We start from the raw sequence: 26097 nt of genomic DNA, 5'->3' as shown, positions 1-26097 counted from the left end.
TACCATGGGACGAATAGGATCAAAAAACGATAAGCCAACAGATAAATCCGCTGCCAAAGGAAAGAAAAAGGACAATGGTTTTAAATCGCCAACAAACTTTAACGACGCCAACCAAAAGCTAGCCGAAAATCCGGCCAACGCCTCGGTACATGCATCTATTCGCCAAAGCATTACCATTAACGAAGAGCTCAACAGCCATATTACTCCACTACAAACCGAGGAATATAATGCACTTAAGCTAGATATTAAGGAGAATGGCGTGCGCGAACCCATTCTTTTATGGCAAAATCCGGAATCGGAAGAACTTCTTTACATTATTGTTGATGGCCACCATAGATACAAGGCCATATGTGAGTTAAGCGACGAAATGGGCGATGCTACGCCACAGTTTATTCTGAATTTCCCTTTTGATAAGGATCAGATTAAGCATATAAAAAGCATTAATGAGCTGAAAATTTACATGTCGCGCCGACAACTTTCGCGTCGTAACTTAAGCAAACAGGGGTATTATTACCATATAGGATATATTTACAACAGCATTATTACCGAAGGCAAAAAATCAGATACCAATGAGGCTGAGAATTTAGCGGCGGAGTTTGGCGTTACCAAGCGAACCATAATGCGCTACCATAAATTGTATAGAGGAATTAACAAACTGCCCATTGATTTGCGCCTCGATTATTTTTCGGTAAACTCGTTTGGCATACAAATGCAATCGATAATGGAATTGGCCGATTTATCGGATATTGAAGCAAAAGATATCATCAAACAGTTGTTTTCAGGCAATCAGAAAGACAAGGATAGCGATGATAAAAAGCTAAATACGCAAAGAAAAAGCAGTTCTAATTCGGGCTGGCTCGATCTGTTTAACACCTATGCAAAAACCGATAATTCAAAATCGGAAAAGATCATTAAATCAGGCGGTGCCGAAGCCATTTCTAAATTAAAAACTTATTACCAAGAGCGCCTAAAGGCTCTGGAAGATTTAAAAGATAGTGAATAAAGTCTCCCATGCGATTTTTCAACAATCTCGCATGGGGCTTTCTCAAGCGCTTACTCCAATCCATCAAATTCAAATAAAAAACATACAATATCACATACGGTGAGGTGAATCTCGTATCTGGGAACCCCAATCTCGCATCAAGGAAGTTCAATCTCGCTATGGCGGAGGTGAATCTCGCATAGGAGGAAGCCAATCTCGCAGGGGTATTTCATGAATCTCGCATGCAGGTATGGCGATCTCGCACCTCTGATACCCAATCTCGCATCAAGGAAGGTGAATCTCGCATGCGAGATTGGGTATCCTTGATGCGAGATTGACACTCGATGATACGCGTAAATCTATTATCGTCATCATTAGAAATCAACATTGTCCTAAATAACTTAGATTTGGTTTTATAAATTATTGAGAGAATAAGCTTTTTTAGCAGAAAGCAAATCCGCATATTATGTTACATATTTATATTATATTTGCGGCGAATAAAACTGAAACTCAAACAAAATACACTATGAAATTCTCACTAATCGCTAACCTATTTGCCATTGCCATATTTAGTTTAACATCCTGTACTAAGGAGAAAATAATAAATGGCGAAGATTTATACAGTTGGAAAGCACACAAAGATTTTCAATATGAAAATAAGATTCTAACAAATGGTTATTCGGATACCAGCGCATTTTACGCCAGTGGACCTAATGGTTTTTATAAAGTTGAATACGATAAATCAGCACAGCAAGAAAATTTTACAAATTATGTATTAATAAACGATCTAAATATACATCAAAGAACCCTTATCACTTCTGAGATTATTGCAAGAACAGGAGAAAAAGGTGTAGCATTCAATGCAACAAAAAACCCAAGTCATGGCCACACTTATGACTTTCTTTCTATCCCAGACATTGATTCTACATGCAGTAGAGTTTGTGCGCCTTATTACGCTACAAGCAAAGCCCTTGTAATGAATCACAAAAACCAATGTTTAATACCCTACTACAGTTATAGCGATGGAGAACAATCTTCAACATATATTAATGCAAAATTTATCATTACAGAACTATCAATTATCAATGAATACGGTAGGTCTTATATAGAGATTGCCAACACCGTAAAACTACCGTTAGAAGAAGAAATGGGATCAATAAGGAGCCTGCATTCTATTGGTAAATATTTCTTTGCATCATGCCTGTATCACACTATTAGAATTGATGATGAGTTTAAGGTAGACTACATATACCCAACAAGCCTGGTGAAAATATTTGAATTTAATGGAAAGTTATATGCATTTTCAGATTATGATTTTTTATGTTCTGATGACAAGGGCTTAAACTGGAAGGTACTTAGTAGCAATATCGGCAACTTGCATCAAGTTAATTATTCAGTAATAAACGGGCGACTTATTGGGTATTACAATAGTCAAATTTTAGAATTCTCATTAAGCGATACTGAAATAAGCTGGCAATATTTGGTAAATGATGGATTAAAAGGCCATAAAATTTCATCTATCTCGTTTTATAATGATAAGGCATACGTAACCACACTATCGGGATTATTTACAAAGGAGTATTCTGACTTTTTTACGTATGACACAAGCAATGAGTAAATAGGGAAAGACACCGCAGACCTGTGTTAGGGATTGGAATGGCATCCTTTGTGAGCCCATTATGGCGAAGCAAAGATATAATGTAAAGCCCGACCCGAGCCTGAATAGTGTTTTTAGTTTATGGTTGTTAATGGCGAGGGGAACACCCAATTATTAAACCTGCAATATACATTAACCTATCTATTACTAATCCAGGTTAAAAAGAAATGATAGGAGGGCTGTGCGGTTTAAAATGAAAATACCCGACAGACTCAATAGCATTACTGCTATAAAACCCATCAGGTATCGGAATTGCTTCTTTATATTTTATGTCCGTATACTATATTACATAGTACGGATCTCCGTTGAGATATTGCGCCATTTCGGGGGCAAAATAGGTAACTATATAATTGGCTCCGGCGCGTTTAATGGCAGTGAGCGACTCAATCATAGCGGGCTGTTGCTCCAATAGATTTTGATTGGCGGCATTTACAATAGACATGTACTCGCCTGAGGATTGATAGCCTACAATTTGTGCCGATGAAAATTTAATGCGCGAACGCACAATAACATCTAAATAGGTTTGCGCCGGGGTAATACCAACCCAATCAGCCCCTTCATCGAGATCAGTGGCAACTTCATCGAGTCCTTGCAAGCGGGTGCGATAATCAACCTGATAGGCTTTTTGCTCGCGCCCAGCAGGGTTTAAACCGTCGATACCTCTATCTGGTCCGTAATAATTGGATGCATACTTGGCTGCAAAACTCATTAATTTAACATCGGGATAACCGCGTTTTTTAAGGTGCGTTTTGATGGCATGCACTTGTCCGTCCATCATGGCTGATGGTGCTACAAAATCGGCACCAGCACGAGCATGACTCTCGGCCATTTTTGCTAATATTTCAATGGTTTTATCGTTATCAACTGTTAGTCCGCGCAAAATACCGCCTTGTCCGTGACTGGTGTAGGGTGTTAAATCTACATCGGTAATTACGATTAAGGAAGGATAAGTTTCCTTTATTTTTTTTACGGCTAATTCAATCAGATTATTGTGCTTAAATGCTGCACGTGCATCTTTTGATTTTTCGCGATCATCTACAATTCCTTTTAAAAGAATTTTATCAATGCCTGAGGCAATGGTTCCTTCTAGGTCTTGCAACAATAAATCGAGTGAAAACTTAAATGCACCTTCAATACTAGGTACAGCTTCTTTACGGGCCTCACCACTTACTAGAAAGTAGGGGTATATTAAATCTCGCGTTTGTAAATCTACATCGGCATGATTATCTCTTATTTCAGGACTTAACCTGGTACTTCTGAATCGTTTAAACATGCTGTTGGGTATTAATTGATAATAAAATGGGTGTTTATTGGTGCTTAGCCAAAACCCGACTTACTGTGCCGTATGAACAACAGTAAGCTTAGAAAATAAAGCCTGCTTTTAAAAAGGCCTGTAAACGAGACACTCAAATTATTACTATCATGCATTGCATTAATAGCAAATTTTGATACTTGATATCACTTATATATAATACTCTGGCGGCTTTGGTTTTTCTTTACCGTATTTAATAACATTCCAAAGGCGTTCGTGCCAATAGTATAGGAACATTTTGGTAAAAACCTCTACTCCACTTATGGATGCAGCTAAACCTATATGCCCTGTTATTAAATATGAAATAACAAAGGTATCGATGGTACCTGTTATTCGCCACGAAACAGTTTTGAGTAGGGTTCTATATCTTTTTTCTTTCATGAGTTAAAATTTAGCATCCTGATATTTATACGAACATCAAGATTGATTTACAGATAGTTTTTGAACACTATATAACTTGAGAAAGTGAGAAACAGAACTAATATTACAACTGTGATAATAAAGACCGAAGCTAAAGTCATTCAACCCCAGTCTTTATTAAATACACTATCTTAAATCTATATGGTTCTATATTACTTTCACAGCCGGCTCGTGCTGAATTATACCTACACGGCCCACAAAATCACCAAACTTTTCTCCTTTATTACGCTCTTTTGCATAACGTGGTAGTAGTACTCGAAGCTCTTCAATAATTTGCTCCTCAGATAGGGTTTCCTTGTAAAGTGTATTTAATCTATCGCCTGTAAAACCGGCTCCTAAATACATATTATATTTACCCATTGAACGCCCAACAAATCCTATTTCTCCTAGGAACGGTCGACCACAACCATTCGGGCATCCAGTCATTCTTATTAATAAGTCGTCGTTGGTTAAATTACTTTCAGCCAACACTTCTTCTATTCTATCCATTAGCTTTGGCAGATACCTTTCTGCTTCAGCAAAAGCCATAGTACAGGTATTTAAAGCTACACAAGCTAAGGCGTGTTTACGGGCTTCGCTCATTTTTGGCTTAGGCCATATTTTGTACTCTTTCAATAAGGCTTCAATTTCTTTTTTATCCTCATCCTTAATGGCACCAAGTAATAAACCTTGATTTCCGGTTAAACGGAAGTCACATTTTTTGAGCTCGGCAATGGCACGTAATCCTGTTTTTAGTTTATAATCCTCGGTATCCTTTACTCTACCATGCTCAATATATAAACCTAAAAACCACTTACCACTTTTGGCTTTTTTCCAGCCTAATACATCGCTATTGCTTTTGAATTTGTATGGTTTTGGCGCATCAAGAGAATAACCCAAACGATCTTGCAAGAGACCTTTAAAATTATCGGGCCCTAAACGATCTACAGTATACTTTAAACGAGCCTTGCGGCGATTTTCGCGATTACCATAGTCGCGTTGCAGCTTTACTATTTCTTCAACTACTTCAAGCGTCTTCTCGTAAGGCACATAACCAACCACATCGCCAAGGCGAGGGTAAGTCCCTTTTTCGGTAAAAGTCATTCCTAAACCACCACCAATTACTACGTTAAAACCCGTAAGTTTATCGTCTTTACCAATGGCAATTAAACCAATATCGTTTGAAAATATATCTGTATCGTTATACGGAGGTGTTGCAATGGCAATTTTAAATTTACGTGGTAAATAAAGCTTTCCGTAAATAGGCTCCTCATCTACCCTACCATTTACCAATAACTTTTGATTCAGCCAAATTTCGTGATATGCAGTTGTGCGTGGCAACAAATGCTCACTAATATCTTTACTCATTTGATAGGCTGCAGGTACCAATGGCGATAACGCTTCGTTGGTACTACACATTACATTACGATTGACATCGCCACAAGCAGCAATTGAATCCAATAAGGTTTCGTTAATGGCTTGCATAGTTGGCTTAAGCTTTTGCTTGATAATGCCATGAAATTGAAATGCCTGACGCGTAGTTAACTTTAAGGTATTGCTGGTAGCATGTGTTTTAGATATTTCATCAAATGCAATCCATTGATCGGCCGATGCCAAACCTCCAGGAATACGCACTCTAATCATAAAACTATATAAAGGCTCAAGCTTCTGCCCTTTACGCTCCACATCTAAATCTCTGTCGGTTTGCTGATAGCTACCGTGAAACTTAATCATTTGTGTATCGTCTTCACTTACAGAACCGGTGGCTAAATCCGCCAATCCTTCTTCGAGTGTACCGCGTAAGAAATTACTTCGCGATTTGATGCCTTCGACATCTGAGGGGTTCCATTCTGGAAATATTTCGTTGTTCTTTACTTCTGCCATGATCTTACTTTTTTAAAACCTGATTTCAATTAAAATTTTTGAATTCAGATTGATTTAAGAACTTATATACAAGGCAAATTTTGCAAAGCTAGCGAGCTAGCTAGAAAAATTTAACGCAGTATATGTGTTATTTAATCAAAAGACATAAATTGTCTCATTATAAACAGTAACCTTCATCTTAAAAATTATTCAAAATAGCCCGCTATTCTTTCATAATTTTTAATCGAATCTTACTATTTATAAATGGTCTGAATCCAAAATTTTACATCGAATTCAGGTTGATAGGTTACGGATTGCCTTACTAATAAACATCTTCTCTAAAATATCCGTCGGCTCTTAGCTTCTTTAAATAATCAGCAGCCTCACGTGTTGATATTTTTCCATGTTCCTCGATAATTTGTACCAAAGCTTTTTTCACATCTTTGGCCATTCTATCCTTATCGCCACATAAGTAAAAGTAACCTCCATTATCTAACCATTGAAATACCTCAGCGCCATTTTCGCGTAATCTATCTTGCACATACACTTTCTCTTCCTGATCGCGCGAGAATGCTACATCTATCTTTTGTAGTAAACCATCTGCTCTGTATTGCAATAATTCAGTTTGATATAAAAAGTCTGACTCAAAATGTTGATCGCCAAAAAACAACCAGTTTTTACCTTCTGCCTCTTGCGTTTCGCGCTCTTGTAAAAAGGCTCTAAAAGGAGCAATACCTGTTCCTGGTCCGACCATAATTACGTTAGACTCGTTGGCTGGTAATCTGAAACTTTCATTTTTACGAACTCTAACCCAAACATTCTCACCCGGATGAATCTGATCTGCTAAGAAGCTTGAACAAACACCGTTGCGCTCGCGTCCTTTATTTACAAATCGTACCGCACCTACAGTAACATGTACTTCATCAGGATTGTACGCATAACTTGATGAAATAGAATACAAGCGTGCTGGTAATTTACGAAGTAAATCAACCAAGGCTTGGGCTTCCAGTTTAACTGGATAATCCTTAATTAAATCAAGAAAATCTAATCCATAAAGAAACTCCCCAATTTTCTCCTCGTCAGCAACTATCGCATTTAAACTGTCGTTAGATGCTAAATCAGCATATTTTTTAAGAACAGGAAGGGTAACAACCGTTAATTCAAACTGATTGATTAATGCTTCTTGAATAGCTACATCTTTACCTTCAACCTGAACAACCGTACTAGCACCTATAGCTAACTGCTCCAAAATATCTGCAACTAAAGCTGCACTATTCTTTGCTGTTATTTCAAGTGCATCTCCGGCTTCGTAAACAATGCCTGTTTCTTCAATATCTATTTCAATATGATACGTCTCTTTTGCAGAACCCCTACCATTTAATAATACCTTCTCGAGCACTTCTGCTTCAACCCACTCATTGGCTTTATTAGCACTTGTTGCTTTTGCTGTTGGTGCCGACACAGCAGCTTGACCGTTTTGACCAGCAAACTTTTCAACAATACTTGGTATCGCAACGGCCGCAGCATCCTGAAAATCTACATCCAACTCAACAATATCATAAATTCCTTTGCCACCTAACTTTGTTAGTTGCTCGTAAATATCCCTACCAGTTTTACAGAAGTTGATATAGCTACTATCGCCCAAGGCTAGTACCGCAAAATTTAGAGCTGATAATTTAGGTGCTTTTTTACCATGTATATAGGCATAAAAATCTTCAACAGAAACCGGTGGATCTCCCTCGCCATGCGTAGAAACAATCACTAAAAGGTTTTCTTCTTCTTTTAGATTTCTATTTTTATATTTTTGGATGTCTGATAACTGCACCTGAACACCTGCAGCTTCTGCCTGCTCTTGTGCTTGCAAAGCCAATAACTTTGAATTTCCAGTATGCGTACCGTATAAAATAGTAAGTTTTGCTGGCGCTTGAACGTTAGTTTCAACAGTAGCGGCTCCATTAGAAGATCCGTTTACGAGACTTTGTCCCAATAGTTCTCCCGACTGATTTAAACCTGCTAGGTAACCGGATGCCCAAATGCGCTGCTCTGCAGATAAAGAAGCAAACAACTCCTGAGCCTGCTTAACCTGCTCTGGCGAAAATATATTTTGTAAAGACTGAATCATTCTGTTTGTCTGAATTTATTCGTGAGCATTGGTTTATAGATATGCTCGAGGGTTTATAAAAAAGGATTATTGTGGCACATGTAGCACCTATACAATAATCCTTAACAATACTTTTAGAAAAAAGATTTATGAATATTATTAAATCTCAAAACTACTTAGGTAACGCTCTCCTGTATCAGGAAGAAGTACCACAATACGCTTTCCTTTATTCTCTGGCTTTTTAGCAACTTCTAATGCAGCCCATAGCGCAGCTCCTGAAGAGTAACCAACCAATAAACCTTCCTGTTTAGCAGCTTTATGACTAGTATGTACAGCATCTTCGTTTGAAACTTTTACTACTTCATCAATTAAGTCTGTATTTAAGTTTCCTGGAATAAAACCAGCTCCAATACCTTGAATTTTATGAGGTCCTGGTTGTCCACCTGAAATAACTGGTGAGTCAACAGGCTCTACTGCCACAATCTTTATATTTGGATTCTTTTCTTTCAATACTGTTCCAACTCCTGTTAAAGTACCTCCTGTACCAACACCTGAAACAAAAACATCAATATTACCATCTGTATCAGCCCAAATCTCTTCAGCTGTTGTAGCTTTGTGAATAGCTGGGTTCGCCGGATTGTTAAATTGTTGTGGAACAAATGAACTTTCGTGCTCATCAGCAATTTCTTGAGCTCTCTCGATAGCACCTTTCATCCCTTTAGCTGCAGGAGTAAGTACTAACTCAGCACCAAACTTTACTAAAAGCTTACGACGCTCAATACTCATACTTTCAGGCATTGTTAAAATTAATCTATACCCTTTAACTGCAGCTACAAAAGCTAAACCTACACCTGTATTTCCACTTGTTGGCTCTACAATTACAGTTCCTTCTTTTAGGTCTCCTGCTTTTTCAGCAGTTTCAAGCATTGCAAATGCAATTCGATCTTTCACTGAGCTAGCTGGGTTAAAATATTCTAGTTTGGCAACTACTTGCGCTTCGCTTTCGTTTAATCTGTTTACTTGTACTAGTGGTGTTTTACCAATTAATTCTGTAACGTTCTGTGCAATTCCGCTCATAATATTAGTTGTTTATATGATTTCCTATTGATTTACTATTTTAATTCTGAGACAAACATAATAGAAGAATTTATACCTCACAAGACAAAATCACCCTTTAGTCATATCTTAATAGTATGATTAATAACAATTCTTAGTCCATGAAAATATTACAAGTTATTAATTTACAATATCTTATCTATAAATAAACACAAGAATTTTAACAAAAACCATTTACATACTTTTTTAGTATGATTAAATAAGAACACCAATACCCATAACACACATCTTAAATTACCTTACTTATTTAATCACCAAAACCCGTTCAGTTATCAACAAGATCTTTCATAATTCTCGAATTTGTTATACATTGAAACACAAGCCACCACACACTTAAATATTGAAATCGTATGCTTACCACACTTTTTGAATTATCCAGGATGCTTATCGCCGGCTCAATTGTGGGCTACTTTACACTACGTTTATTTTTTAAAAATAGCGTATTTCAGAGAATTGGGTTCCTATGGATTGTTAACGTCATCATCAACGCTTCCATTAGTAAATTCCTATACACCTACCCTGATGATTTTTCCTATTGGATTGCTCTACCACTCGGACTTGGCAATACGGCCTTCTTTTTCTACCTGACCTATAAAATGGTAAAAACACCACTAAACAAAGCCATTGAAAATATCAATCAATTGGCAAATGGGAATCTTAATTTAGAAAAACAAGACAAAACCAAATACTCGGGAGAACTCAAATTACTAGATGAATCTACTCATAAACTTAGCAGTATTTTAGTGAACGCTTTTGCCAAAATAAAAGCTTCAAGTCACGCGATCAATAATATGAGTAGCGATATGAATATTATGGCAGAGAACCTATCAACGGGCAATAGCGAACAGGCAAGTTCCATAGAAGAGATTTCATCATCAATGGAAGAAATGAGCGCGAACATTTCTGCATCTTTTGACAATGCACAATTAACGAAACAAAAATCGGAAGAAAGCAATACCGCCCTTAACAAAAGTAGCATCTCAGCGCGCAAACTTGAAGAGGCAATACTTGATATTACAGGCCATATAAAAGTAATTGACACAATAGCTACAGAAACAAATTTGCTCGCACTAAATGCATCTATTGAAGCCAAGCAAGCTGGTGAAGCAGGCAAAGGTTTTAATGTTGTAGCTGCTGAAGTTAAAAACTTGGCCGAAAACAGTAGCAAATCTGCCTTGCAAATTCAAGAACTCTCGGAGAGGTGCAAACTATTATCTGAAGAACTCATTAAAAACTTAGATGACACCATTCCAACCATGAAGATCACCCAAGAGCTTATGACGGAAATAACGAGTGCAAGCATGGAGTTAAAAACAGGTTCAGATCAAATTACTTCAGCAGTTAACGAAATTAATACCACAACACAATCGAACGCTGGACTATCTGAAGAACTAAGCGGCAACTCATCGTATCTCTTTAATGAATCAAAAACTCTTAATGATAGTTTGGAAGATTTTAAATCATAAGAGGAGCCATTATTACGAATGACTCCTTTTAAAAACTCTTTATGAGATACTACTAAATATAGTACATTAAACTTTCATTTAGATTTCTATATTCTCCTTGTATATCAGATAATGTTTTAGCTTCCAACACATCTCTAACATCACCAATAACATTATTTAAAACGAGAGATACAGCCTTCTGATTACTCGATATATCACCATCTAGTTCATAATCTTTACGAGTGGCATCTTCTAGGCATTCAAAAACCATCAATAAACTAATCCTTTCAGGACGATATTTTAATTTATAACCACCACCTGCTCCTTTCTTCACCTCGAGCATACCAAACTTTTTAAGCTGAACAGCAATAGCCTCAAGAAACTTCATTGGAATTTTATGTCGTAAAGAGATTTGATAAATCCCCATAAATTTTCCTTCACCCAACTCAGCTAATGCCAATAGAAAACGTAGACCATATTCTGTTTTTTTCGATACCTTCATAGCAATAACCTTTCAAATTAATATGATTTACAAATAAACAGAGTTATGAAGTAACAAGCAAGTCAAAAGTCAATTTTAACCCACCTTTATAATAGGATTTAAAACTAAAAAGCTTCCCCTAAAGTAAAATAAACCCCCTTATCACCCCGATTAGTCATACCAAAATCAGCACGAAAACTTAACTTCTCTTTTGGCAATAACTGAAAGCGAAAACCTGCACCAAACATAACATGAACATCTTCAACTATAGAGTTATCCCACTTATTAAACACATTTCCCACACCAGTATTTAATACATAACCAATCCGCCACCATAAGGGAGAACGGTATTCTGCTTGCAAATACGCAACATTAGTATCCATATATTTATACGGTCTGTCTATTCCTCTAAACAAACGCTTACCTCCTAAGGTTGGCATACGAAAGAATGGTACATCTCCATAAGCTGAATTCAAATAAGCCTGAAAAGCTAATACTTTATCATTTTCGCTCAGCTTTATATAGTTTCTAGCATCAATTTTAAAGGATGAAAAATCATAATCTCCGAAGTAATAATCATAGGAAATAGCTAAATACTGACCACTACTTGGATAGGAAATATTATCTCTACTATCATAGTAAGCTGTTGGCCCAATTCCCATTACAAAGCCACCTTCATATCCAAGGACATCTTGATTTAAAGTAGTTCCGCTTATATTAGAAATATCAAAAAAACCTAAATCATAATTCACACCTAAGAATACAGTATTAGAAAGACCTTTGGAAACGGTTCCTGTAAATTCGAACTTTTCCATATCAAAGTCAGAATAAATATCTCCTTTATCCTGATTACCTATACCATAAAAACGGTCGGGCATAAATTGAAAAAGCCATTTATTTTCAAATAGCCAATTGTTATTGGTGTAAAAACCGGATGATAAATCCAACTCATACATACCTGTTGTAGATATCATTACTGATGGACTAATATTTGAGGGTCGAAAATATTCAGAATCTTCATCTGAATTATTTAAATAAAACCTCCAAACCGGCATAACTCCAAAAGAGAACTTTGTTCTTTCTTCGTAGCCAGCCATTGGTATCACGAAGAAAGTATAATTTTCACGCTCAAATGTAATTAAATCAATCCCCCACTCTGCAACATCAGTAATCCACTCAACACTTTTAGGATAATGCTGAGTTGTGTCTGTTTGCGCATCAATCTTTGTAATACAAAAAACAATTACAACAAACGCTAGTAGTCGTTTAAACATAAATTTATATGGCCTCCAAAGCTTGTTTAAAATCGTTTATTAAATCTTCCGCATCTTCAATCCCAATAGAAATACGAATCATCGATTTACGTATTCCCATTTCAGCACGTTCCTCTTCTGAGAACTCGCTATATATTGTTGACCAAGGATGAATAATTAAAGTTTTGTTATCATTTAAATTAGTAGCTCTACGTACCATTTGCAAACGATTTAAAAACAAGTAACATTCTTCTTGCGAGGCTAAGTCAATAGTCATAACCGCACCTGGCTTTCCTCCAAATTGTGTTTGCGCCAAAGCATAGGCTTCATCTCCTTTTAAACCAGGATACCTTACCAATTTAACTTTATTATGCTCCTTAAAAAAGCTCCCTAATTCAATGCAGTTTTGAACACACTTATCTAAACGCAAAGCCAAAATATCGAGCCCTAAATTTAAAAAGTGCGCTGTATGTGCTGACATACATCCACCTAAATGCCTGAATATTTCCTTGCGTACTCTAAATTCGAACGCTTTGGTTTCGAAATTAGCAACCCACTTATTTAATGCAGGAAGCTTAGACCAATTGAAAGTACCATTATCAACCACAGCACCACCAACAGCCGCCGCACCACCAGAAATAAACTTGGTAGTAGACATTACTTCAATATCAACACCGAATTTAGCAGATTTAAAAACATATGGAGGAGTAACTGTAGTATCTGCAACAACAGCAATATTATGTGCATGAGCCAATTTTGCTACCACTGCAATATCAATAATTTCTAATTGCGGATTAGTAATGGTTTCGAAAAATACTGCGCGCGTTTTACCATCAATATTCTTCTCTATCTCCTTAAGGTCGCTCATATCTACAAAACGAACTTCAATCCCCCATTGCTGAAGAGTGCTTTTCAATAAAGCATAGGAGTGGCCAAATAGATGATTTGAAGAAATAATATTAGCCCCCGACTCAACCAAAGCTAAAAATGTATTTGAAATAGCCGCCATTCCAGATGATAGGGCAATAACGCTCGAAGCCTCAGTAACCGCTTTTAACTTATTCTCAAAGTGCTCAACTGTAGGGTTACTTGTTCTGCTATATGCATGAGCGAACTTCTTTCCCATAAAAGCCTCTTCAATTTCTTCAGCAGAATCAAATTCGTAAGCCACGCCATCATAAACTGGCATATGAAGGGAATTATGAGCATCTTTTTTTGAAAATGGAGTATGTATTGATTGGCTTGTGTAACCTTTTTTGATTGTCATGAATATCAATTTTTGAGAATATTGTGTAAAAAAATAACAATTTGTAGAATTCCACAAATAATAAAGATAATTTACTTACTCTATTTACTTCTTTGGTTTCTATTTGCAAGATTATACCTTTTAACACCTACTGAATAAGAAGTATTAACGTAATGCTTTAACCTCCTCGGCAATTATTACTTCTGCGCTGTTATCGAAACCATTACGAATATAATTTAAGACTTGAGCAATTTCGTTATCAGATAACTTCTTAAAATTGGTCATTACATTATTGTATTTTTCTCCCTCAACTTTTATTTCTCCACGAGCTCCATTAAGAACAGTTTCTATTAAATAATTCTTATCGCCTTCTGAATTTTTAGTATTCACAATAGGAGGATGAACGCGGGGAATTCCCATACCATTTCGTTGGTGACATGCAGCACAATTAGCTCGATAAACTGTTTTACCCAACTCCAAATCCATCAAAATCGCTTTTTCACTCTTTAATTTAGTAGAATCTTCACTTTTCTTATTCGCGTTTTTACACGATACTAAAGTGAATAAAACCAACATACTAACACATAACTTAAACATATAGAAAACATTATTAATTAAAGTGCCACAAACATACAAAAAGATATGTTTATCCTATATCATACAATAAACTCATTAAAAAACTCACATAGTGCTCATTATAAACAAACTGGTGTGCTTTTTGTTAATAGAACATGATAGAACACCAATAAATTGCTGTAATTTAAATATATTCGCCCTCCAAAATTTTGAACAATGGCTATAAGATTAAGATTGATTTCTGATGAGAGTGAAAACTTTATTAGAGACGTTGAAATAGACTCAGAAAATACATTTTTAGACCTTCATAACTTTTTACAAGGTGCCTTAGGTTATAAAAATGGAGAAATGGCTTCTTTTTTCGAAACAGATAACGACTGGACAAAAGAAATTGAGATACCATTAATGGATATGAACCCTGAATCAGATGATGCTGTAATTACCATGGCTGAAGCTAAATTAGGAGATTACATTTCTGAAGCTAAACAAAGACTTCTGTATACATTCGATCTATTCAGTGACAGAAATATTTTTATTGAAGTTTTTGAAGTAGACAATAAAAAATGTAAAGATCCAAAAGTATTAAGAAGCGTAGGAGATCCTCCTAAACCAGCTAATATGGATGATATTTTACAAGGAGGTGATGATTCTAACGAATTTGATATTGACAAGTTTGATGATGAATTTAAGGATGATAACGATCCTATGATTTCATATTCTGACAATTTAGAAGACCTTTAATCACAAATGTCGAAAACTCTTATAATAATTGTTGGCCCTACGGGAATTGGCAAAACAAGTACTGCAATAAACATTGCCAATTCCTACAATACAGAGATAATTTCTGCTGATTCGAGACAAATATTTAAAGAATTAAATATTGGTACAGCAACTCCTACCTCAGAAGAACTTAGTCAGGCTAAGCACCACATGATTGCTACACATTCTATTAAGGATTACTATAGTGCTTGGGAATTTGAGCAAGATGTGATGAAGCTTAGCAAACAATTATTCGATAAGCACGATACCCTAGTTTTAACAGGTGGATCAATGATGTATGTTGATGCTGTTTGCAAAGGTATAGATGATTTACCTACAATAGATGAAGAGTTACGCAATTCACTTAAAGCACAATACGAAGAAGAAGGCATTGAAAACATTAGGCGACAATTAAAGAAACTCGACCCTGAGTTTTACGATATTGTTGACCTAAAAAATCATAAACGAGTAATACATGCTGTTGAAATTTGCCTGATGACAGGAAAACCATACAGCTCCCTTCGTACGAACTCAATCAAAAAAAGACCATTTAATATGATTAAAATTGGTCTTACAATGGATAGAGCTGATTTATACGAGCGAATTAATTTGAGGGTTGACAAAATGCTTGAAGCAGGTTTAGAGGATGAAGTAAAAGGAGTGTATCCGCTTAAAGAGCTCAATTCATTAAATACAGTAGGTTATAAAGAACTTTTTGCCCACTACGATGGCGAATATAACTTTGAAAAAGCCATTGAACTAATTAAACGAAACTCTCGACGTTACGCTAAAAAGCAACTTACATGGTTTAAACGCGACGCTGAAATTACGTGGTTTAACCCCAGCGATATTGAAGAAATTAAAAAACACATAGAAAAACAGCTATAGCTACTTTATCGCGAAGCAAGTAATATAGTATGAAAACTACCATCGGTCCACATTTCTTCCTTAAATGAGCCAAAAGCCTCTACAAACGGGAAGTATTTGGCAGCTATATCCATTAAATCCTCAACCAATATCGGCGTCAGAATTTGTGAATTCTTTAACTCTTCCCCAGTCTTTTTATCGCTTAAAGTCGTTAAAAAGTCAATTTTACCATTATCAAGATGCTTGTAAAAGCGCTTAAAAAACACCTTATCGTTTTCGATAGCTGGCAACTTTTTCACACGCTTAGCCATGATCTTATCATAATTAACAATCTGAATGGCTAACATTGAATCTTCAGGCTTAAGGATTTCTGATATACTAGAAATAAATTGCTCAACTTCAGTTGAATTATCTAAGTGAACGAGAGTATTGCCAAAACAGTAGGCAAAATCATACATCCCCTCCTTATAATTCTGGTTAACATTTTTCAAGTCTCCAACAGCAAAATTTACATCAATGGCCTGAGGTTTCTTTGCTTTGGCAGCAGCAATCATCGAGTCATCGAGATCAAAACCATCAACCCTAGCTCCTTTGCGACCCATTGAAATAGCCAAACTACCAGTACCACAACCTGCATCCAAAATCTTCTTTCCTGACAAGGACATTAAATTACGCGTGATAAATTCTTCCTGTACAGGATTATAAGGAAACAACTGATCATATGATTCAGAAATTGAATGGTAAAATTCGCTCATGGTTTCAACTTTATAAATTAACTTCTTTTTCTATATGATATTGATTTCTATCTGGGCTATTGCGAGAAACTAACTCTGCCAAAAAGCCTGCTAAAAATAGTTGCGATCCGATAACCATCGAAGTTAAAGCAATATAAAAATAAGGGCTTGTAGTTAATAGCTGCATTTTAATGCCATGATAAACATGGTATAGTTTATTTATACCCAAATAGCTTGATGCAATAAATCCAACCAAAAACATTAATGTTCCGAGGCCACCGAATAAATGCATGGGTTTTTTACCAAATTTTGAAATAAAACTAACTGATAACAGATCTAAGAAACCTTTTAGAAAACGTTCCATACCAAATTTAGATACACCATACTGCCGCTCACGATGAATAACTACTTTTTCTGTTATGTTATTAAAGCCACTTCTCTTTGCCAATATTGGAATATATCTATGCATCTCGCCATACACTTCAATATTCTTAACGACATCCTTTTTATAGGCCTTTAGTCCACAATTAAAATCGTGCAACTTTATACCTGAAATCACACGCGCAGTACGATTAAATAATTTACTTGGCAAAGTTTTACCTATTGGGTCGTGTCGCTTTTGCTTCCATCCACTTACTAGGTCATACTCTTCCTCAGCAATCATATTATACAAAGCGGGTATTTCATCCGGATTATCTTGTAAATCGGCATCCATTGTAATAACAACATCACCATTGGCAGCTTTAAAACCTGAGAATAAGGCTGCCGATTTGCCATAATTACGTCTAAATTTAATGCCCAATACTTCCTTATGAGCTGCAGCCATTTCTTCAACAAGGCCCCACGATCCATCATTACTACCATCATCTATAAAAATGATTTCGTATGCAATATTCATTTTTGCAACAACCCGGCTTACCCAATCCTTTAACTCCACTATTGATTCCACTTCATTATAAAGCGGCACTACAATCGATAAATTCATATGCTATACTTAAACAACCTCACTAAAAGGCGGTTTCTTTGTTTTAATAATTGCCGATATTATTAAGGATATAATTAAACCAATAACTACAGTGCCTGGTATGGATAATATCGGAGATACAAACTTACTCTTTTTAATAGTAGATTCTCGTTCTTCTTCTAATTTATTGAGGGTTTCTTCAATAGCTTCATCAGGTACATTCATATCTTGCATAAAACCGATCGTCTTCTCAGCGATTATCTCTTGGGATTCTTTTACGTAATCAGGAGCAATAAAATTATTGAACGTAATATTGTAAACACACGAGAATAACGCTACTATAAATGTAACGAGAACACCATATTTAATTCCTTGATTAAGTGTTATTACTCCACCTAGCTCAACCTTTTTATATTTTTTAATAAAATAAACCAATCCGATAATTAAAGGTAGAATCCCAACAATTACACCAACCGACATAAGAGCCATAAAAGAAATACTCTCGAGATCAATTATTAAATAAGAAATAAAGTTTATAAACACGATTACTCCACCTAGGATTAATCCATCTTCGAGGCTCTTGTTAATTAAAGATCGTTTCGGGTTTTCCATTTTCAAAATTTTAAATTGTACTATTTATGATTAATATTTGAATGAGCAAAGTATCCAATTCTACATTAATATCAAACCTACATCCGCTAAAATTAATTCTGGATCTGAATAAAAAATCTAATTGCTAAAGAAAGCTCGATTTTTTATCAAAAAAAGTTCAAAAAATAAACTATTGATAACAAGAACATTAAATAATTAATGCAAAATTAATTCATTTTTTTTATTCAAATCGCTTGCAGGGTTAAGCTTTTTGCCTACATTTGCAACCGCTAAGAAAAACGGGCAAGTCCTGTACGACCAGCTCCTATTGAATTCCCCCAGGGCCTGACGGCAGCAAGGGTAGATGGTTGTAGCGGTGCGATGCAGGTAGCTTGCCCACCCGCCAATGTAGCTCAGCTGGCTAGAGCAGCTGATTTGTAATCAGCAGGTCGTGGGTTCGAGTCCCTCCATTGGCTCTCAGTTTTCTAAACGTAGAAAACATTAAGAGACAGTCTTAAGGCGTTTAAGACAAAGTTTATTGAATAAAATATTGTTTGGGCAGATACCAAAGCGGCCAACTGGGACGGACTGTAACTCCGTTGTCTTTCGACTTCGCAGGTTCGAATCCTGCTCTGCCCACCAACTTTATTTTGCCAATGTAGCTCAGCTGGCTAGAGCAGCTGATTTGTAATCAGCAGGTCGTGGGTTCGAGTCCCTCCATTGGCTCTCAGTTTAACAACTAGAGAATACATTATGCGAAAGTAGCTCAGCTGATAGAGCATTAGCCTTCCAAGCTAAGGGTCGCGGGTTTGATCCCCGTCTTTCGCTCTACTAAAGCCATCCTAATTTTTTAGGGTGGCTTTTTTAGTATTAACCATTTATTAGTCTGAACATTCGTAAGCCTCCAATCCTTTAACTTAATAAAAGAATTATGCTACTTAAAATTTACCCTGAAAATCCAAATCCTAAAGATATAAGATTCATTGCGGAAGAGTTACGCAAGGGTAAAGTGATCATTTATCCTACGGATACTATTTATGGTATAGGGTGCGATATTAATAATACAAAGGCCGTTGAAAGAGTTGCGAGAATTAAAAATATCAACCTAAAAAAGGACCACCTTTCTTTTATTTGTTACGATTTAAGCCACATATCAGATTATACCAAGAACATTAATAATAATGTATTTAAAATAATGAAACGAAACCTACCTGGTCCGTTTACCTTTATTTTAGATGCCAATTCAAACGTTCCTAAACTATTTAAGAACAATAAGAAAACTGTTGGTATTAGGATACCTGATAATAATATTATTAGAGAATTAATTAATGAATTAGGCCACCCAATATTGAGTACCTCGGTTATTGATGATGATGAAATAATTGAATATACTACCGATCCTGAACTTATATATGAAAAGTATCATAAGCTAGTAGACATAGTTATTGATGGCGGTTTTGGCGATAACTCACCTTCCACAATAGTTAATTGTACCAATGGTGATGTAGAACTAATACGTGAAGGAAAAGGCATTTTGGAGTACTAATGTACTCCTAACTTCATCCACATACAATCTTGCCAATCTGTGAACATATGAAACAATAAGCCAACAGCTACTATTCTTGTCTTTTTGAAGAATAACATTACGGTATATAAAACTATGGCTGGATAGCTATGTAATAAATGAAATCCAATACTACACCTATCTGGATCAAAAATCGGATTAGCCAATAAATGATCAATATCAACTAGCATAGTAGCCAGCATAATCAACCATGCTTTCTTCCACTGATCGCGAAAAAAAAGCCAAGCTATTAAACCGGGAGCAATAAAATGCAGGCTATAATGTAATAGAAATACAAAACTCACCTACAATTAATTTTTCCAAAAGTATGGAGTGAGAATTAATACTACAGTAAATATTTCTAATCGTCCTAATAACATTAGGAAAGACAAAAACCATTTACCAAAATCAGGAACAGCAGCAAAGTTTGATGCCGGTCCGAACTCTCCTAGCCCTGGTCCTATATTTCCTAAACATGTAGCAACAGCACCAATGGATGAATCTAAATCAAAACCCATAACAGACATAATAACCATACTAACCCCAACGGTTGCCATATAAATAACTATAAAAGCCAAAATATTTGTAAGAATTGGTGACGATACCGCTCGTGAATTATAACGAACAGGTATAATTGCATTTGGGTGAACTAATCTTTTAAGCTCGTAATAGGCATTTTTAATCAGAAGGACTATTCTAACTACCTTAATTCCCCCGCCAGTAGATCCTGCACTACCTCCAACAAACATTAGCATAAACATGATAATACTAATAGTAGGTACCCAAATCATATAATCGGCCGTTGCATAACCGGTTGTTGTTATTAAAGATACTACCTGAAAAAGAGCATCGCGAAAAGCTTGTTCTACATGTGGTACATCTCCTGAGAAATACAATACAACTGCTACTAAAACAGATACAAAAACCGTTATTAAAGTATAATATTTAAACTCTTCATCTTTAATGACAGCTTTAAATTTACCATGCAAGGCTGCATATGACAATGAAAAATTAACACCTGCAACAAACATGAAAATGATAATTACATACTGAATAAATGCAGAATCATAGAAGGCTACACTAGCCTGTTTAGTTGAATAACCTCCTGTAGCCATTGTAGTGAATGAGTGACAAACTGCATCGAACAATGTCATTCCTCCAATCCAAAGTAAAATCGTTTCAACTGCAGTATATGATAAATAAATAACCCATAAACGTTTTGCTGTATCTGCGATTCTAGGGTGTAGTTTATCTGGTACAGGCCCTGGAACCTCTGCTACAAAAAGCTGCATACCTCCCACTCCCAAAATCGGCAATATGGCTAAGGATAAAACTATAATACCCATACCTCCAAGCCATTGTATTATACTCCTCCAGAATAAAATACCATGAGGTAGTGCTTCAATATCATTTAATATTGAGGATCCGGTTGTGGTGAAACCACTCATGGTTTCAAAAAATGCGTCTGTAAAAGAAGGAATTGCTCCACTTAACCAAAATGGCAAGAGACCAAAAAATGAAAACACGAGCCACACTAATGTTACCACAATATACCCTTCACGCTTCCCGATAGATTTATCGGTATTTTTATTGGTGAGATAAAATAATCCTCCAATTGAAATGCATATTAAAGCAGATACTAAAAAATAAGGCAAGTCATACTCACCATAAATCAGTGAGACAACTGATGTTAATAACATAAAGACTCCTTCTACCACTAGAAGCAAGCCTAATATAAGCAATACAATGCGATGATTTAACATGACGAACACCCTTTGCGTAATAGTAATTTAATGTATTCTTTTAACTAATAAATAGAAACACTTAGTTAAACATCTTTTCTATTTTTCTAATTCCAGATGGCATTGCAAAAATAACCACTTTATCATTAGGCATTATCTGAGTATTGCCGGTAGCAATAATAGCCTGACCATTACGAATGATACCACCAACATTTACATCTTTAGGTAATTTAATTTCTGATAGTCTACCTTTGATTATTTTAGAATCATCACTCGCAACAAGTTCAAGCACCTCAGCTTTTGAAGTAGTTAAACATTTAACATGTGAAACTCTGGCCTTTACAGTATACCTATATATATAACTAGCCGCTATCAGTTTTTTATTAATGAGCGTACCAATACCAACATTTTCTGCCAAATCAATATAATCCATATTTTCAACTTCAGCAACCGATTTACGGACACCCATTTTTTTTGCCAACTGACAGGCTAAGATATTAACTTCTGAATTAGCTGTTACAGCAACAAAGGCATCCATCTTCTTAATCCCTTCGTCTTTTAATAATTCAAGGTTTCTTCCATCACCGTTAATAACAAGCGTTCGCTCTAACTCATCAGCTAAGCGATTACTTTTCTCCTTATCAATTTCAATAAGTTTTACATTATAATCATCCTCAAGGCGTTGGGCTACTTTTTTTCCAATTCTACTACCACCAAGAATCATCACATTTTTAATGTCAAATTGCTCTTTGCCAGCATCTGTCATTAATTGTTGTGTTCCTTCAGGTGTAGTGATAAAATAAGCTAAATCATTATGTTTAAACGATTCATTTCCTCTTGGAATAATGGTTTCCCCATCCCTATTAATGGCAACTATATTATATAATTTCTGACTATGAATTTCACCGACTTCAGCAAGTGTTTTATTTACTATTGGTGCATTCTCTCTAATCTTAATTGCATACAGAATTAATTGTCCATCAGAAAAATCAATCTGCTGTCTAATTCCAACTCTTTTCAGAGATGTCATTATTTCTTTAGCAGCAAGTTCTTCTGGATAAATTAACTGATCAACTCCTAATTGTTGAAAGAACTCTTTGTTTTCAGGTAAAAGATATTCGTAATTATTTATTCGTGCTATAGTTACTTTAGCTCCTAACTTTTTAGCTAGAATAGCAGACATAATACTCAATTCTTCATAAGGAGGCACTGCAATAAACAAGTCACATGACTCTACATTGGCGCTTTTTAAATCATCAATTGATGACACCGACCCAACTATAGTCATTAAGTCGAAATGTGCTTCCATTTGCTGCAAACGCTCTGCATTATCATCAATCAGAATAACATCATGATTAGCATTACACATAAGTTTTGCCACATGCGTACCCACTTCACCAGCTCCTGCAATTATAATTCTCATCTTTTGTTTAATTCAATAATAAAATTGACCTCGAAAGTACTATTTTTGAAAATCGATACAAATTTAATCTATATAAATTAATTCGTATCACTTATTCTATAAATAAGCTTAATTCAATGATAATTGAACATTAACTATACTTCAGTCTATGATTCCCTCTATCAAATAAGCCAATACATAAAACGAGCCAAAGTGAAATTATAGCTGATCAACAAGAACATAAGCCCCATCCTTAGCAAAATAAGAAGTGCTATTTCTTTTAATTTTTCTGATATTTCTAAGACCTCTTGCGCTCCATGAAGAATCAAATATAAGCTGAATATTTTTCAATTGAGTTAAATGCTGAATAGTGCTAAGAGGTGTTTTACTGGTAATAATAACAATATCAGTCTTAAAGCGATCTAAACAACTTGCAATATTATTACACTCCCCATTGAGTCGTAGTATCCGCTTATCAGAAGTCTCAAAAGGCATTAAAACTTCAGTTTCTGAAACTACATATATCAAACTATCAAGTCCTTCGTGAAGCTGTATAGGATTAACGACCTGATTAATTATTCGATCCTCAAGCGTATCATTTGATATTACATATCCATTTTTACCATCTGATTCAAATATTAAACTACTTCCTTTTACATTTGCAATAACTAATAAATTACGCTTACCTTTTTGCCAATAGTCAGCAATATTAAAGGCCATAAAAAGAACTAACAACAATAGACAACTATTCAAATATATTAGGCGTTTTGTATTTGACCATAAAACCAAACTCAATAAGATACAATACAAAACTAGCATTTCGTAAAAACCAATTTGTACTAGAGTGAAACGTGCATTTGGCAAATCACTCACATAATTGGTAATCTCGTTGATATACCACAAACCATCTTTTAATATCCCTGAAAATAAATCAGCAACAAAACCACCCTCGGGTGTTAAAACAATTAGTAAAGCCGATAATAATATAACAGGCAAGATTGGGAGCATTAATATGTTAGAAACTAAAAACCAAAGAGGGAAGAACTTAAAGGTAAAAACACCCAATAATATAGTTCCAATCTGTGCAGCTAATGATACTGAAACAATATCCCAAACCAACTTATTCCATGGCTTCCTGAAATAAAGCAAGGCATTTATAAGCGGAAAAAAGTAGATAATAGATCCAACAGCTAAAAAACTCAACCAAAAGCCAACATTAAAAAGGGCATATGGGTTACCAACGAGAATTATAAACGCAGCAATAGCTAAAGTGTGGTATACATTATACTTATTACTCACCAATTTTGAAATCAAAAATATAGTAAGCATTATACTTGCGCGAACAATAGATGGCGACAAACCAGATACCGAAGCATAAAGCCATAATATACTCACTGTGATGATAACTTTTAATACGCCTAATCTACTGCGGGTAATTTTGCCTAAAACAGAGGTAACCAACATAAATATAACACCCAAGTGCAAGCCACTAACTGCAAGTATATGCATAGCTCCTGAGTCTGAGAAAGCTTGTTTCTGATCATAATCTAAATGGTCTTTATTACCTAACAATAAAGCTGAAATAATTGCATATTCGTCAGGTGATAACCTTAATAATTTCAATCGAGACTCAGCAGCTTCGCGTAGCTTATAGAAATAACGACGGTAATTGTATTCTGAATCAACTATTATGAAATTGGGTTTATTTATATAAAAAGAATAAAACACGCCTTTTGACGCCATGTATTTTGAATATTCAAACGAAAAAGGATTTCCCGTTTCCTTAAAAGGATTAATTCTCGTGTTAACAATTAATTTATCCCCTGGTAATACACGTTTACCAATAATATCACATTTAAAATAAGCTATTGCATTAAAGCTTTGTGATCGTAAACTATCAACCGTTATACAGTTAAACAGCACACTCTGTTGCCCACCTGAATTCTTCAACACCTTCTTAGCAACTGCTGAAAATATCAGCGGCTTATCACAACTTAATACTTCCTTCTGCCTATCTGGGGAAGTAACTATTCCAATAAAAACAAAGAGAAAACTAACTATTATTCCAATCCAATGCCTACTCCTATAAGATAATATATTAGGGTGAACGTAGAATAGCACCAAAGATAAAAAACCAATTATCAGAGGAATATAAAAATGCGAACTCCAACCTATTTGATCACCCAGAAGCCTACCGAGTAACAAACAAAATAAGAATTTAATAAAAGAATAAGTTTGAAAAGACATAGCAATAGGTTTGGCAATAACTCATTTGAAGATAATATTTTAAACCAAAACCTCAAAACCAGAAGATGACTCTATTTTGGGTGTGCCCCTGTGAGTCGGGCTTTGCGTTATATCTTTGCTTCGCCATAATGGGCTCACAAAGGATGTCACTTCAATCCCACACACAAAAACTATTCAAGTAGTAATATAATAAAGATTCAAAGTCCATTTTAAGGCACAAAAAAAGCCTCACAGAAACTCTGCAAGGCTTTACCATTATTGATGTATTATCTGTACCGAGAGGCGGGCTTGAACCGCCGACCTCATGATTATGAATCATGCGCTCTAACCAGCTGAGCTACCTCGGCGTTTTTTAGGATCAAGTAAAAAGTATCAAGTAATAAGATGATTGACAGCTTGTATTATGCAATTTAAATCGTCTTGATACTTGTGTCTTGTATCTTGATACTATTATCTCTTATCTAATTTCCTTTAACCAAAAAGAGCAACTACAAATAAATGTAATTGCTCTTTTTAAAGGTCGGCGGCGACCTACTCTCCCACATTTCTGCAGTACCATCGGCGCTATAGGGCTTAACTTCTCTGTTCGGAATGGGAAGAGGTGGAACCCCTACGCTATAACCACCTTAATATCTTTCTTTAATGATAAAGGATAAGGGATAAATGATAAACGCGCTTATTCGTTTATAACTTAAAACTTATAATTTATAACTAAAATAATAACATACTAGCTCAACCAAAATCATACTCTAATTCTAATACTTAACTAAAAGTTTCGGGTAATTAGTACCACTCG

The 26097-nt window shown here is 35.5% G+C and carries 22 protein-coding genes, 5 tRNA genes, 1 rRNA gene and 1 other RNA gene; 11 read left to right on the top strand and 18 right to left on the bottom strand.

Translation table 11 applies throughout. The features are described 5' to 3' along the window. Positions 1 to 4: 4 nt before the first annotated feature. Positions 5 to 1003, top strand: coding sequence for a ParB N-terminal domain-containing protein (locus QMO11_RS09795; RefSeq protein WP_282037077.1), 999 nt, complete (start codon positions 5 to 7; stop codon positions 1001 to 1003). 505 nt (positions 1004 to 1508) lie between these two features. Next, entirely contained in the window at positions 1509 to 2600 is a 1092-nt protein-coding gene (locus QMO11_RS09790) for a Rossmann-fold NAD(P)-binding domain-containing protein (protein ID WP_282037076.1), read from the top strand. A 319-nt stretch (positions 2601 to 2919) separates the two neighbouring features. Here the strand turns inward: QMO11_RS09790 and hemB are convergent, their stop codons facing one another. From hemB to cysK, 5 genes are all read right to left on the bottom strand, one after another. Then, positions 2920 to 3912, bottom strand: a complete 993-nt coding sequence (gene hemB / locus QMO11_RS09785; protein WP_282037075.1) for a porphobilinogen synthase — start codon at positions 3910 to 3912, stop codon at positions 2920 to 2922. A gap of 189 nt (positions 3913 to 4101) precedes the next feature. Further along, positions 4102 to 4332, bottom strand: coding sequence for a DUF2061 domain-containing protein (locus QMO11_RS09780; RefSeq protein WP_075601563.1), 231 nt, complete (start codon positions 4330 to 4332; stop codon positions 4102 to 4104). 186 nt (positions 4333 to 4518) lie between these two features. Continuing rightward, a complete protein-coding gene (locus tag QMO11_RS09775) occupies positions 4519 to 6234 on the bottom strand; it encodes an NADPH-dependent assimilatory sulfite reductase hemoprotein subunit (protein WP_075601562.1) in 1716 nt (571 codons plus the stop codon). Positions 6235 to 6535: 301 nt separating this feature from the next. Further along, a complete protein-coding gene (locus QMO11_RS09770; RefSeq protein ID WP_282037074.1) occupies positions 6536 to 8335 on the bottom strand; it encodes an assimilatory sulfite reductase (NADPH) flavoprotein subunit in 1800 nt (599 codons plus the stop codon). Positions 8336 to 8473: 138 nt separating this feature from the next. After that, positions 8474 to 9391 (bottom strand): cysteine synthase A, encoded by a 918-nt coding sequence (gene cysK / locus QMO11_RS09765; RefSeq protein WP_282037073.1) that lies wholly within the window; start codon positions 9389 to 9391, stop codon positions 8474 to 8476. Between the two features lie 389 nt (positions 9392 to 9780). Between cysK and QMO11_RS09760 the strand changes: the two genes are divergently transcribed. Beyond that, the gene (locus tag QMO11_RS09760) at positions 9781 to 10896 is read left to right on the top strand and encodes a methyl-accepting chemotaxis protein (protein ID WP_282037072.1); all 1116 of its coding nucleotides are present in this window, start codon (positions 9781 to 9783) and stop codon (positions 10894 to 10896) included. Positions 10897 to 10948: 52 nt separating this feature from the next. Here the strand turns inward: QMO11_RS09760 and QMO11_RS09755 are convergent, their stop codons facing one another. From QMO11_RS09755 to QMO11_RS09740, 4 genes are all read right to left on the bottom strand, one after another. Beyond that, positions 10949 to 11377: an RrF2 family transcriptional regulator gene (locus tag QMO11_RS09755; protein WP_075601558.1), complete on the bottom strand. Its 429-nt coding sequence runs from the start codon at positions 11375 to 11377 to the stop codon at positions 10949 to 10951. 104 nt (positions 11378 to 11481) lie between these two features. Further along, complete coding sequence (locus QMO11_RS09750; protein WP_282037071.1) at positions 11482 to 12630, bottom strand: BamA/TamA family outer membrane protein; 1149 nt, start codon at positions 12628 to 12630, stop codon at positions 11482 to 11484. Between the two features lie 4 nt (positions 12631 to 12634). Beyond that, on the bottom strand, positions 12635 to 13876 hold the full coding sequence (locus QMO11_RS09745) for an aminotransferase class V-fold PLP-dependent enzyme (RefSeq protein ID WP_282037070.1): 1242 nt from the start codon (positions 13874 to 13876) through the stop codon (positions 12635 to 12637). A gap of 144 nt (positions 13877 to 14020) precedes the next feature. Continuing rightward, entirely contained in the window at positions 14021 to 14452 is a 432-nt protein-coding gene (locus QMO11_RS09740; protein ID WP_282037069.1) for a c-type cytochrome, read from the bottom strand. 195 nt (positions 14453 to 14647) lie between these two features. On the opposite strand from QMO11_RS09740, the gene QMO11_RS09735 reads away from it, so the two are divergent. Further along, positions 14648 to 15172 (top strand): IS1096 element passenger TnpR family protein, encoded by a 525-nt coding sequence (locus tag QMO11_RS09735; RefSeq protein WP_282037068.1) that lies wholly within the window; start codon positions 14648 to 14650, stop codon positions 15170 to 15172. A 6-nt stretch (positions 15173 to 15178) separates the two neighbouring features. Continuing rightward, complete coding sequence (gene miaA / locus QMO11_RS09730; RefSeq protein ID WP_282037067.1) at positions 15179 to 16078, top strand: tRNA (adenosine(37)-N6)-dimethylallyltransferase MiaA; 900 nt, start codon at positions 15179 to 15181, stop codon at positions 16076 to 16078. A 5-nt stretch (positions 16079 to 16083) separates the two neighbouring features. On the opposite strand, the gene QMO11_RS09725 is transcribed toward miaA, so the two are convergent. Genes QMO11_RS09725 through QMO11_RS09715 form a run of 3 tightly spaced genes read right to left on the bottom strand, consistent with a single transcriptional unit; the run spans position 16084 to position 18367 of the window. Continuing rightward, complete coding sequence (locus QMO11_RS09725; RefSeq protein ID WP_282037066.1) at positions 16084 to 16812, bottom strand: class I SAM-dependent methyltransferase; 729 nt, start codon at positions 16810 to 16812, stop codon at positions 16084 to 16086. Between the two features lie 10 nt (positions 16813 to 16822). Further along, on the bottom strand, positions 16823 to 17776 hold the full coding sequence (locus QMO11_RS09720) for a glycosyltransferase family 2 protein (protein ID WP_282037065.1): 954 nt from the start codon (positions 17774 to 17776) through the stop codon (positions 16823 to 16825). 9 nt (positions 17777 to 17785) lie between these two features. Then, positions 17786 to 18367, bottom strand: coding sequence for a DUF4199 domain-containing protein (locus tag QMO11_RS09715; protein WP_282037064.1), 582 nt, complete (start codon positions 18365 to 18367; stop codon positions 17786 to 17788). 280 nt (positions 18368 to 18647) lie between these two features. Here QMO11_RS09715 and ffs point away from each other — a divergent pair. The 6 genes from ffs to QMO11_RS09685 all read left to right on the top strand — a co-directional run bounded on the left by ffs (position 18648) and on the right by QMO11_RS09685 (position 19892). After that, an RNA gene (ffs, locus tag QMO11_RS09710) (signal recognition particle sRNA small type) lies at positions 18648 to 18741 on the top strand. Positions 18742 to 18748: 7 nt separating this feature from the next. Beyond that, a tRNA-Thr gene (locus QMO11_RS09705) sits at positions 18749 to 18822 on the top strand. 80 nt (positions 18823 to 18902) lie between these two features. Continuing rightward, positions 18903 to 18988, top strand: a tRNA-Tyr gene (locus tag QMO11_RS09700). 10 nt (positions 18989 to 18998) lie between these two features. Next, positions 18999 to 19072: transfer RNA gene (locus QMO11_RS09695), tRNA-Thr, on the top strand. A 29-nt stretch (positions 19073 to 19101) separates the two neighbouring features. Beyond that, a tRNA-Gly gene (locus QMO11_RS09690) sits at positions 19102 to 19174 on the top strand. A 103-nt stretch (positions 19175 to 19277) separates the two neighbouring features. Beyond that, positions 19278 to 19892 (top strand): L-threonylcarbamoyladenylate synthase, encoded by a 615-nt coding sequence (locus QMO11_RS09685; RefSeq protein WP_282037063.1) that lies wholly within the window; start codon positions 19278 to 19280, stop codon positions 19890 to 19892. Here the strand turns inward: QMO11_RS09685 and QMO11_RS09680 are convergent. From QMO11_RS09680 to rrf, 6 genes are all read right to left on the bottom strand, one after another. Beyond that, the gene (locus QMO11_RS09680; protein ID WP_282037062.1) at positions 19889 to 20215 is read right to left on the bottom strand and encodes a DUF6122 family protein; all 327 of its coding nucleotides are present in this window, start codon (positions 20213 to 20215) and stop codon (positions 19889 to 19891) included. The genes QMO11_RS09685 and QMO11_RS09680 overlap by 4 nt on opposite strands. A gap of 6 nt (positions 20216 to 20221) precedes the next feature. Beyond that, a complete protein-coding gene (locus QMO11_RS09675; protein ID WP_245820756.1) occupies positions 20222 to 21610 on the bottom strand; it encodes a TrkH family potassium uptake protein in 1389 nt (462 codons plus the stop codon). 124 nt (positions 21611 to 21734) lie between these two features. Further along, complete coding sequence (gene trkA / locus QMO11_RS09670) at positions 21735 to 23075, bottom strand: Trk system potassium transporter TrkA (protein WP_282037061.1); 1341 nt, start codon at positions 23073 to 23075, stop codon at positions 21735 to 21737. A 198-nt stretch (positions 23076 to 23273) separates the two neighbouring features. Then, entirely contained in the window at positions 23274 to 25301 is a 2028-nt protein-coding gene (locus QMO11_RS09665) for a ComEC/Rec2 family competence protein (protein ID WP_282037060.1), read from the bottom strand. A gap of 273 nt (positions 25302 to 25574) precedes the next feature. Further along, positions 25575 to 25648: transfer RNA gene (locus QMO11_RS09660), tRNA-Met, on the bottom strand. 171 nt (positions 25649 to 25819) lie between these two features. Further along, a 5S ribosomal RNA gene (gene rrf, locus QMO11_RS09655) occupies positions 25820 to 25930 on the bottom strand. Between the last annotated feature and the right edge of the window lie 167 nt (positions 25931 to 26097).

The sequence above is a fragment of the Saccharicrinis aurantiacus genome, assembly GCF_947489045.1.
Taxonomy (GTDB): Bacteria; Bacteroidota; Bacteroidia; order Bacteroidales; family Marinilabiliaceae; genus Saccharicrinis; species Saccharicrinis aurantiacus.
This window is presented reverse-complemented; position numbering and strand designations above follow the sequence as displayed.

Coding starts and splice junctions, on each gene's coding strand:
- QMO11_RS09795 (WP_282037077.1), top strand. CDS start 5: ATGGGACGAATAGGATCAAAAAACGATAAGCCAACAGATAAATCCGCT.
- QMO11_RS09770 (WP_282037074.1), bottom strand. CDS start 8,335: ATGATTCAGTCTTTACAAAATATATTTTCGCCAGAGCAGGTTAAGCAG.
- QMO11_RS09735 (WP_282037068.1), top strand. CDS start 14,648: ATGGCTATAAGATTAAGATTGATTTCTGATGAGAGTGAAAACTTTATT.
- hemB (WP_282037075.1), bottom strand. CDS start 3,912: ATGTTTAAACGATTCAGAAGTACCAGGTTAAGTCCTGAAATAAGAGAT.
- QMO11_RS09720 (WP_282037065.1), bottom strand. CDS start 17,776: ATGAATTTATCGATTGTAGTGCCGCTTTATAATGAAGTGGAATCAATA.
- QMO11_RS09685 (WP_282037063.1), top strand. CDS start 19,278: ATGCTACTTAAAATTTACCCTGAAAATCCAAATCCTAAAGATATAAGA.
- QMO11_RS09760 (WP_282037072.1), top strand. CDS start 9,781: ATGCTTACCACACTTTTTGAATTATCCAGGATGCTTATCGCCGGCTCA.
- QMO11_RS09745 (WP_282037070.1), bottom strand. CDS start 13,876: ATGACAATCAAAAAAGGTTACACAAGCCAATCAATACATACTCCATTT.
- QMO11_RS09665 (WP_282037060.1), bottom strand. CDS start 25,301: ATGTCTTTTCAAACTTATTCTTTTATTAAATTCTTATTTTGTTTGTTA.
- QMO11_RS09750 (WP_282037071.1), bottom strand. CDS start 12,630: ATGTTTAAACGACTACTAGCGTTTGTTGTAATTGTTTTTTGTATTACA.
- QMO11_RS09725 (WP_282037066.1), bottom strand. CDS start 16,812: ATGAGCGAATTTTACCATTCAATTTCTGAATCATATGATCAGTTGTTT.
- QMO11_RS09740 (WP_282037069.1), bottom strand. CDS start 14,452: ATGTTTAAGTTATGTGTTAGTATGTTGGTTTTATTCACTTTAGTATCG.
- QMO11_RS09780 (WP_075601563.1), bottom strand. CDS start 4,332: ATGAAAGAAAAAAGATATAGAACCCTACTCAAAACTGTTTCGTGGCGA.
- QMO11_RS09715 (WP_282037064.1), bottom strand. CDS start 18,367: ATGGAAAACCCGAAACGATCTTTAATTAACAAGAGCCTCGAAGATGGA.
- QMO11_RS09790 (WP_282037076.1), top strand. CDS start 1,509: ATGAAATTCTCACTAATCGCTAACCTATTTGCCATTGCCATATTTAGT.
- cysK (WP_282037073.1), bottom strand. CDS start 9,391: ATGAGCGGAATTGCACAGAACGTTACAGAATTAATTGGTAAAACACCA.
- QMO11_RS09675 (WP_245820756.1), bottom strand. CDS start 21,610: ATGTTATTAACATCAGTTGTCTCACTGATTTATGGTGAGTATGACTTG.
- trkA (WP_282037061.1), bottom strand. CDS start 23,075: ATGAGAATTATAATTGCAGGAGCTGGTGAAGTGGGTACGCATGTGGCA.
- QMO11_RS09755 (WP_075601558.1), bottom strand. CDS start 11,377: ATGAAGGTATCGAAAAAAACAGAATATGGTCTACGTTTTCTATTGGCA.
- miaA (WP_282037067.1), top strand. CDS start 15,179: ATGTCGAAAACTCTTATAATAATTGTTGGCCCTACGGGAATTGGCAAA.
- QMO11_RS09775 (WP_075601562.1), bottom strand. CDS start 6,234: ATGGCAGAAGTAAAGAACAACGAAATATTTCCAGAATGGAACCCCTCA.